The organism is Bacillota bacterium (assembly GCA_040754675.1).
Classification (GTDB): Bacteria; Bacillota; Limnochordia; order Limnochordales; family Geochordaceae; genus Geochorda.
Map to the genome: position 1 here is coordinate 1 of JBFMCJ010000119.1, position 9,650 is coordinate 9,650.

General features: G+C 64.7%; 6 protein-coding genes and 1 riboswitch. Of the genes, 3 read left to right on the forward strand and 3 right to left on the reverse strand.

The window, feature by feature from the left end:
- Positions 1-389: 389 nt before the first annotated feature.
- Genes AB1609_08760 through AB1609_08770 form a run of 3 tightly spaced genes read left to right on the forward strand, consistent with a single transcriptional unit; the run spans position 390 to position 4,311 of the window.
- Complete coding sequence (locus AB1609_08760) at positions 390-1,862, forward strand: radical SAM protein (protein MEW6046559.1); 1,473 nt, start codon at positions 390-392, stop codon at positions 1,860-1,862.
- Positions 1,859-3,679 (forward strand): TPM domain-containing protein, encoded by a 1,821-nt coding sequence (locus tag AB1609_08765; GenBank protein ID MEW6046560.1) that lies wholly within the window; start codon positions 1,859-1,861, stop codon positions 3,677-3,679. Before AB1609_08760 ends, AB1609_08765 begins: the two co-directional genes overlap by 4 nt.
- 23 nt (positions 3,680-3,702) lie before the next feature.
- Entirely contained in the window at positions 3,703-4,311 is a 609-nt protein-coding gene (locus AB1609_08770) for a LemA family protein (protein MEW6046561.1), read from the forward strand.
- Between the two features lie 1,415 nt (positions 4,312-5,726).
- Here the strand turns inward: AB1609_08770 and AB1609_08775 are convergent.
- The 3 genes from AB1609_08775 to pckA all read right to left on the reverse strand — a co-directional run bounded on the left by AB1609_08775 (position 5,727) and on the right by pckA (position 9,389).
- Positions 5,727-6,335 carry a Yip1 family protein gene (locus AB1609_08775; GenBank protein MEW6046562.1) on the reverse strand — a complete coding sequence of 203 codons (609 nt, stop codon included), beginning with the start codon at positions 6,333-6,335 and terminating at the stop codon, positions 5,727-5,729.
- A 155-nt stretch (positions 6,336-6,490) separates the two neighbouring features.
- A complete protein-coding gene (sppA, locus tag AB1609_08780) occupies positions 6,491-7,426 on the reverse strand; it encodes a signal peptide peptidase SppA (protein ID MEW6046563.1) in 936 nt (311 codons plus the stop codon).
- A 382-nt stretch (positions 7,427-7,808) separates the two neighbouring features.
- Positions 7,809-9,389, reverse strand: coding sequence for a phosphoenolpyruvate carboxykinase (ATP) (gene pckA / locus AB1609_08785; GenBank protein MEW6046564.1), 1,581 nt, complete (start codon positions 9,387-9,389; stop codon positions 7,809-7,811).
- A 174-nt stretch (positions 9,390-9,563) separates the two neighbouring features.
- Positions 9,564-9,650, reverse strand: a riboswitch (Lysine riboswitch). This riboswitch is flagged as partial in the annotation.

Genomic DNA, 9,650 nt, shown 5'->3' on the forward strand with positions numbered 1-9,650 from the left:
GAGGCCACCGAGATTGCCACCTGGTATTATGTTTTCCTTGCCGCGCCTGAAAATCCTGCACCTCCCTGGGATCACACCTCCCTCTCCTGACTCGCCCTTGACGAGCGGCGCTCATTGCGTCATTCTGATTCTGTGAGCGTGGCATCTGCCACCCCGACCGGCCTGCAGCGAGTCAGGACTGCCCTTTTGGCGCGGCACCGGCGCAAGCCCACACAAGCGCCTAAGTGAAGGTGCAGAAATGCTCCCGACTTTTGGAGGGGTTGCCGGTGTTGCACTCTCTCCCTGAGTCACCGGCAACCCAGCAACTACTGGAAAACGGACAAGAATTAACGCACTCTCACTTAGTCGCAAAGCCGTGCCTTTCGGAGAGGATGAAAGGAGGAGCACAGTTGACAGCGAGACCTCGCCGGTTCTTCAGGGACCCCGGGATGTTCCACGTGACCATAGACCCAGAGGGACCAGGGGTGATCCGCCTCCACCTCAGGCGGGCGGGCGGGCCGGTGTTGGCCGCCCTCACGAGGCGCCCCAGAAACCTGCTCTGGATCAACGGCAGCCAGCTCCTGCTCCTGGACGAGAGCAGCGCCGACATGGTGCAGGCCCTCATAGAGGTTGCCCACGAGCGCACGCGGCCGGGCAGCGAGGTATCGGAGGAAACCTGGCTCGGCGTCAAGCGCGAAACTGCGCGCCGGGTGCACCAGCTGTATCCGCGCGTGCCCGTGGCCGAGATAGAGGCCGACATCGACTACCTGTACGGGCTCATCGTGGAGCTTTCACGCGGCGCGTGCCCCAGCGAGCGCGGTGTCCCCGGGCGCGTTATGGCCGAGGCCGAGTGGCGGGCGCCTGCCCGCGTGGATCTCATGATCTCATCCATGGGCGGCTCGGGCTGCCAGAACGCGTGCGCCTGGTGCTACGCCTCGGATATGCCCAGGGTGCGCGAGCTCGATACCGCCTTGTGGAAGCAGGTGCTCGACCGTCTGTGGCACGCCGGGATACCAATGGTGAACTTCACCGGGGGCGAGCCGACGATGCGGCCCGACCTCGTGGAGCTTGTCCGCCACGCGGAAAAGTTCGTGACGGGGCTCATCACGAACGGCAGGGCGCTCGCAGGCCTGGTGGGGGAGTTGAAAGCAGCGAGCCTGGACTACATCCAGGTGAGCATCGAGTCGGCGGATCCGGCGGTGCACGACGCAATCGTGGGCTCGGCAGGTGCGTGGAAGGAAACCGTCGGCGGTATCAGGGCTGCTCTCGACGCGGGTATGTACGTCTCGACCAACACGACGCTGACCAAAGCGAACGCTCGGGGGTTTCCCGACCTTCTCTGCTTCCTCGCAGGCATCGGGGTGAGGTACGTGGGCTGCAACGCGCTCATCCCGGCCGGACGCGGCGTGGGGCACCCCGACGCGATGAGGCCCCAGGACCTCAAGGCCATCCTTGCCGGAGCTGCAGCCGTGGCGGGCGAGCTTGGCCTCGAGTTCAACTGGTTCACGCCCACGTGTTACAACGACCTCGATCCGGTGGCCATGGGCCTCGGGGCGAAATCGTGCTCGGCGTGCCACACCAACATGGCCGTGAGGCCCGACGGGATGGTCGTGCCGTGCCAGTCATGGCTGCATGATGAAGGGCTCGGGAACATCCTCACGACTCCCTGGAAGCGCATATTCAACCACCCGCTCGCCCGGAAGGTCAGGACACATGGCTTTGCGCCGCCCGAGTGCAGGAAGTGCGAGCACTTCGCCATCTGTGGCGGGGCGTGCCCCCTCGAAAGGCTGAACGTGAACGAGGCGCGGGGGAAGCCTGCTGCGCCGGTGCAGGCTGGCCTCGAAAGCAGCAGCGAAGGCAGCAGCGGGAGGGGGTCAAGATGAGGCGCACGCCTGTCCCTGTAATAGTGGTGATAGCGCTAGTATGCATCCTCGGCGTTGCGGCCGGCGTTGCAGGCCCCCGTGCGGGTTGGGCACATGCGGCCCGGGATACCGGCACATACCGGATACTCAGCTACATCGTGACCATCGTCCCTAAGCCAGACGGGAGCTGGATAGCCGAGTACTCCCAGGAATGGGAGGTGACCGGCGGCCACATCCCCTGGGTCACCGTGGGCCTCCCGGACTACAACTACACGATCCTCTCGCGCGGGGGCGCAGCCGCGCAGGTCTCCCGCGCGGACTACGGCTCCTGGAGCGGGGTGCGCGTGGACCTCGACCGTGACTATGCGGCCGGTGAGACCTTCAGTTTCAGCTTCCGCGTGCGGCAGGACGGCATGGGGCACCGCAAGGACGACGCGGTCGTGTTCGCGTTCGTCCCCGGCTGGTACGATCGCGCCGAGACCAGGCGGCTGGAGGTGCGCCTGAGGAACCCCGGAGACTCCAGGGATCTGCTGTACACCTCGCCGGAGCCTGCCCAGAGGATAGAGGACCAGGTGGTCTGGACCGCTCGCCTGGGGCCGGGCGAACGCTTCAGGGTCGCCTTCGCGTTTTCGCCTCGCCTCTTCCCGGACCTGGAAGCCGGGGCTGGTTCGCGTTCCGGGGCGACGGATGAAAAGCCCGCGGGTGACGCCTCGGCCGCAGCAGCCGCCATATTCGCCCTGGTCGTCATGGCCGTCATCATCTCCCTCATCATTGTCATTCTCGTCACCGCTTCCCGCGGCGGCTACACAGGCAGGCGTGGGATCTACTACGGCACTTACTTCCCCGTTCCCCCGGCGGGCAGGTCCTCGTGGGGATCCAGATCCACCTCGTCCCCACGGCCGGGAAGCTCGGGTTCGTCTGGCGGATCCCGCAGGTCCGGCGGCGGAGGTGGGTTCGGAGGCAGGTCCATCGGATGCGCCTGCGTGTCGTGCGCCTGCGCCTGTGTCTCGTGCGCCTGTGCGTGCGCGTGCGCCGGGGGCGGAGGCGCCGGCTGTGCCCGCAAGTTCGACGGCGCCCGCCCGGCGCGCGCTGCGACGCACCCCGAAGGCATGGCAGCGTCCCGTGGTCCTGCTACGGCCGACCTGGAACGCACGCATGGGAGGGAACAGGTGTGGGTCCGCCGGTCCTTCCGCGTCTTATGCGTGCTGGTGGCAGCCGCGGTCTGCGTTTCGCTGCTATCAACCGCGGCAGGATGCCGCCCCGGAGCCGGGGACTCGGCCGGCCCCGAACCCGGAGGCAGCCACGCTCCTGCTCCGCCCGCGAGCGCAGCATCCGACAGGCCGCGCGGCGAGAGGCCGTACGACGAGAACGTCGAGGTGCCTTCCGGCGATCCGGCCTTCCCCGCGCTCGGCCGTTACTGGGTGGTTGACCCCGAGGGCCTAGTGGGGCTGCGCGCGGTCGAGGCGGCAGACCAGACGCTGGAGGACTTGCGGGCCGATGGCTTCGCCGAGACCGTGATAGTGGTGCAGCGCGGCGTGAAGCACCCGGTGGAGTGGTCCACCCACTACGGGCGCTGGCTCATGCTGGGGGAACGCGAAGGTCCCCGCAAGAACAACGGCCTGGTCTTTCTCATCATCCCTGACGCCCGCCCCGAGGCGGGGCGGGTCTGGTACAGTGTCGGGCGAGGGTTGCCGCGTCTCACCTCGTCCGATCTCGGGCCGCTCATCGAGGAAGCAGCCTCTTACGCGAACGCTGGCGACCTCGACGGGGCCGTGGTGTCCATTGCAAGGAACATCGACGACATCCTTCGCAAGATTTATGGGGAGGGAGAGCATTGAGAAAGGGATGCCTCTTTGGAATCGTGGGCTTGATCATCGTGGGCCTAGTGGTGCTTGCGGGGTTCTCGTGGGTCATGGGGATTCAGCGCGACATGGTCAGGCTCCAGCAGAGCGTGCTCGCGCAGGAGGGGCGGTACGGCGCTGCACTCGAGACCCTGAGCGAGAAGATCAAGGGGATCTGGGCGATAGAGAAGGACTTCCTGGAACACGAGAAAGACACCCTAACTGACGTCATAAGGGCCCGTGCCGAGGCGCTGGACCGCGCCGGACAGGAGTTCGCGGCGGCAACAGTTGAGGGGGACCCGCAGAAGACCGTCGAAGCCGCGACGCGGTTCCGTGAGGCCGCAGAGGGTCTCGCGCTCTCGGTCAACGTGAACGCCCTGCGCGAAGCATACCCGCAACTCTTCTCGCCGCCCATAGTGCAGCAGACCATGCGAGGTCTGGAAGAAGCGGTGAACGAGATCCGCACGGCGCTCGACGACTGGCAGGTGGCCATAAGGAACTACAACACCTTCAGGTCGCAGTGGCCGCAGAGCTTCGTCGGCGGCGTGCTGAACTTCCCGGCTTCGTACGACTACTATAAGGCCGAGAAGGCGAAACTCAACATGGAGGACCTGATGCCCAAGGGCTGATTCACCACCCGTTCGGCACAGATCCATGGCGTGCGGAGCCCCTTGAGAAGAAGCTGTGAGTCGGAGAACGCCCAAGGCGGTATCGATGACAAACGTCACGCGTTCAATGTGGATGCGTGACGCATGGGACGGGAAAAGCGTGACGAGTGAGGTGCGTCATCTTTGGGCTGGCGCATGTGACGTAGCGAACAGGTAAGTCCAGGACGAGTGACGTGCGTCACTCGTCTGCCCCTAAGTGAGGGTGCGTTAGTTCCTATCTCTTTGCCAGTAGTTGCCGGGTTGCCGGTGTTGCACTCGGGAACGGCGCCCCAAGCGGGGACGCATGCAGCCATTGTGGCGCCCGAGGGGTCATCGCCGCCTCCTGGTCTGGCGGGCGCATGTCCGCATGTCAGGGCGCTTCTGCAGGCGATGCCACGATGTGGCCACCTGGATGTGGTCGCCTGGTGGGCTGGTCTTGACGCGACCAGGTGTCGGGGACTGGTTGGTCGGCTGGACACCACCTGCGCGCTGACCCTGGATCGCTGCAGACCACCCCCACGGTCCTCACGGCCCAACAGGCGGTAAGGTGAACGGTTTGCGACCAGGATTCGCGGCCGGTTGGTCGCCTGGCTACCAGTTCCGGAGACGTCCTGGTCGCCACAAGACCAGCTTCGGGCGCAAGGCGGGGAGGGTGGTCGCCACAAAGCCAGGTTAGAGGCGAGACTGGTCTGCCGCGGGCCAACTTCCCGCAAAAGTTGGTTCCTGCGCGACCACCCTTTTCGCCCGATGCACGAGACTGGCTCCGTTACGACCAGCTTGCCCTCAAAGCTGGTCCCATCCCGACCAGTTCGGCGGCGATCCTGGTCGCCCCGAGACCAACTTCGGCCTCTTCACCGTCGCAGGCAAGATGGAGTGGTCGTGGCGCGACCAGGTTTCGCACGCGGTTGGCTCCCTCGCGACCACGCGAACGCGCTTTCTGGTCGTCCACGAACCACCCCCGCGTGGCGATGTGCAAAACTGGTCGCTGCGCGGCCAACGCCGAGCGTGAAGTGGTCGTGTGGCAACCACATTCCTGCGCTTCCTGGTCGCTACGAGACCACCTTCTGCGACTTGCGTCGAGAGGTGGGTCCAGCGCGACCAGGTCACCGGTGAACATGGTCGCTCGCGGACCAGCCCCCCGCCAAAGCTGGTCTCCTGCCGACCACCCCCTCGCGGCTCGCCGGCGCCCGCCAGCGAGTTCCTCGGGACCAATGCTGCCGCTCACCTGCAGCGCCGCTGCGCTGACCCGCCGTCAGGCCACTGGCAAGCCAGCCTGTTGCGGCATCGTGCAGCCGGCAGTGGGGTCTCTTGTAACCACAATTGCTACATTCACCCATTCCCAACTTCCAGCTTGGTCGCCTATAGGTGGTTGCGACGGGCAGTCCCCGGGTTCGCTCTCAAAAGACTCCGGCGGATGCCGTGCTGATAATGGCGGCAACCACGGCTGCAAGGAGGATGATCCCGGCGACGGTCGCCACGGGGATGAGCGCAGCAAAGATACAGGTGCCGATGGCGGCCCCCGTTGACATTCCGTGTGCCTCCCTCAGCGCGATGACACCGAGAGCAGCGACCCACACAGAGATCCCCGCCGATGCCACAATGGATAAGCCCGCCACCACAGGACTGCCAACCCGCGCGAGCACCATCAAAGGCAACAACAGCAACGCGGGAAACTGGGCGAACCCCACCGCCGAGAACAGGCCGGCGAAGGTTCCCTTGCCGCCGAAGAGGAGTGCAGCAAGGTGGAGGAGCCCCACGCCGATGAAGTAGCCAATGGCCGAGAGAACGATACCCGCGGTGAGCACCGACTGCAGAACGGCTTCGAGCCCGATACCACCAATGGTGCCGAAGCTCGCCTGTGATATCCTGGCTGTGCAGGAAAGTACCGCTATCCCGACGATGACCGCAAGCGCCCACCCAACAGGCTTCTTCTCGGCCACGGCGCGAAGCGCCTCAACCGGTCCGGTTATGACGCCGTACAGCCAGTCGAAGACTCCCTGCGACATACCCATCCTCCTCTCCGCACCGGATCTGCCGCCTAAGTAAGGGTGTGTTACTTCCTCCCAGTGTGCCAGCGTCCTGGTGGGTTGCCGGTGTTGCACACTCTCTTTGAGTCACCGGCAACCCCTCCCAAGAGTCGGCAGCTCTTCTGTACTCTCACTCAGTAACACAACTCCGGCGCGGGCTCCTCGCGCAGCCGCAAGAGAAGGCGCTCCTCCGGGCTGAGGGTCAGGTTCTTCACGAAGCCTCGCACCTCGCCGAGGAAGTTCCAGAAGTCAACAAAGAAAATAGGCGACGGCACTTCGTACACGACCGGTGACTCCACGCCTGCAAGCTCCGCGGCGGCGGCCACCGCGTCGTCGAGATCGCCCACGGCATCGACGAGCCCAAGCTCCACCGCCTGGCTCCCCAGGAACAGCTCCCCAGTGGCAAGCTCCCGCACTTTCTCGACAGTCAAGCCCCGGTGGGCGGCCACGTACGTCACGAACTGCTCGTACGCAGCGTCTGATAACCTCTGAACCAGCTCGCGCTCCTCTGGAGTAAGGGTGCGCTGGTACATGTCCTTGTGCCGGCCGGACTTTATGACCTGATCCTTGATGCCTAGCTTGTCGTAGAGTCCGTGCAGGTCCATGATGCTCATGATGACGCCGATGGAGCCGGTCATAGTGCCCGGCATCGCAAGGATGCGGTCGGCAGGGGCCGATATGTAGTAGCCGCCAGAGGCCGCGATGTCGCCCATGGACACGACAACCGGCTTGGAGAACTCCTCGATCATTCCGGCTATGGCCTGGGACGCGGCCACCGAACCGCCGGGGCTATCTATCCTGAGGACAGCCGCTTTGACTGAGGGATCAGCCTCCAGCTTCTCCAGGTATCTGGCCACCAGCCTGGGAGTTATGGTCCCTGTGGTCGACATGGACGGACGCCCCTCGGCGATGGGCCCCTGGAGATAGGCCACCGCGATTCTGTTGCCGGGCGGGCCCAGGCCGCCGCGTGCGGCGAACCCCTCGTCCGAAGGCGGCCCCATGTGAAGGAGCACGATCACGGAAACAATGGCCAGCCCGACGACGCCGAGGACTACAACCTTCTTTCTCACCGCGACTCCACCCCCTGCCGCTTGCCCGGCCCCGTGTGCGCTTTCCCTGCGACCACGAGCAGACAGAGGGCCGTGTGCCCCCTTTTCACCATATTCGCACGGCCACACCGGTATGTTTCGATAACATCACTCAAGCTCCTTCCGCAGTTGCAGCACTCCGGGGCCAGCGGGGACTCCCGAGGCCAACCGGCAGCAAGCTAAGTGAGGGTTCGTTAGTTCCTCCCGATCTAGTGGGCTGCCGGTGTTGCACTCGGGGACGGCGTCCCAAGCGGGGCGCGCTTCGCCAAAATCCGGCCCGTCGGGCGAGTGGCCGGATTTTGACACCCCTCGTGCAATCACCGGCAGCCCCTCTAAAAAGTGGGGATCACTTCTGCACCCTCACTTAGCCCCCAATTGCCGCACCGGCCTGCGGCAGCCTGGGCCCAGCGGCCTTAACGGCGTCGGGTACGTCATCGAAACACGCGAAGTTCTCGACGAACCTTCGGGCAAGCACCGCCGCCTGCTCGTCGTAGGCGCGCGGGTCAGCCCAGGTGGCACGGGGCTTCATGATCTCGGACGGTACCCCCGGACATGCCTCGGGGACCATAAAGCCGAAGGCCGGGTCCGGAGCAGCGGGTACGTCGTTGAGCTTGCCGCTAAGGACGGCCGACACGATCGCCCGCGTGTCACGTATCCGGATCCGGCTGCCGACACCGTAAGGCCCTCCGATCCAGCCGGTGTTGACAAGATACACCGGCACATCGGAGGCCTCGATCTTCTGCCCCAATAGCCGCGAATACACCACCGGCGGGCGCGGCAGGAACGGGGCGGCGAAACACGTTGAGAACGTGGCCCGGGGCGTGGTGACGGCGCGCTCCGTTCCTGCCAGTTTGCTCGTGTAGCCAGATAGGAAATGGTACATGGCTTGCTCTCTCGTCAGCCTGGCGACCGGAGGTAGCACCCCGAACGCATCGGCTGTAAGGAAGATGATCACCCTGGGATGCCCACCAAGGCCGCATGTCACCGCACCTGGGATGAAGCTTACAGGAAAGCCCGCCCTGGTGTTCTCGGTCAGCGCGTCGCTGTCGAAGTCCGGCTCGCGGCTATCCGGGTCCACAACCACATTCTCGAGAACCGTCCCGAAGCGAATGGCCTGATAGATGAGTGGCTCGCTCTCCGGCGAAAGCCTGATGCATTTGGCGTAGCATCCGCCCTCGATGTTGAAAACGCCCCTCGCGGACCAGCCGTGTTCGTCGTCGCCGATGAGACGACGGGCCGGATCTGCAGAAAGCGTTGTCTTACCTGTGCCGGAGAGGCCGAAGAAGAGCGCGACATCGCCTGTTGGGCCGATGTTGGCGGAGCAGTGCATTGGAAAGACACCGCGGCTGGGTAGGAGGAAGTTCATCACGCTGAAGACCGACTTCTTTATCTCACCGGCATAGTAGGTCCCGCCGATGAGGATGAGCCTGCGCGCAAAGCTTATGAGAATGAACGCTTCAGACCTCGTCCCGTCCCGCTCGGGTAAGGCTTTGAACCCCGGAGCACAGATCACCGTAAACTCCGGCTCATGCGTGCGAAGCTCATGTGGGGTCGCATGGAGAAATACCTGCTGTGCGAAAGCGTTTTGCCAGGCAAGCTCGGTGACCACGCGGATTGGCAGCCGGTACTCGGGGTCGGCGCCCGCGAACCCGTCGAACACGAAGATCTCCCTGTCCTTCAAGTACCTGGCGACGCGATAGCAGAGCCTGTCGAAGGCAGCCTGTGGAAATGGCCTGTTCACCGGGCCCCACCATATCTCCTCCCGTATATCGGGCTCGTCCACGATGAATCTGTCGTCCGGGGATCGGCCCGTGTACCTGCCGCCCACCACGTTGAACGCGCCCATGCTCGTGAGCACGCCCTCTCCGCGTGCGACGGCAATCTCAATGAGCCTGGGGACGCTGAGGTTGTAGTGGGCCGCGTGCACTCCCGCGAGCGCTGCCACATTTCCTCCGAGAACGTCGCCCGGTGCTCCCGAGTCTGCTCCGCATCTCTCGTCCTTCTCTGGCTGCCACGCACCATGTGCCACTGCCTCGTATGCCACTTTGTAGCGCCCCTCCTCGTCGAGACTCCGCCGATCTTGGCAAAAAAGAAAGCAAAAAAGAAAGCACCTTCCCCCCTGTGAGATAGCGCTCCACCGGGCGCTCAAGGGAAAGGCGCCCGGTGACAGTCCTGCACCTATTAGGTGCAGGCCCAGCCCCGTACC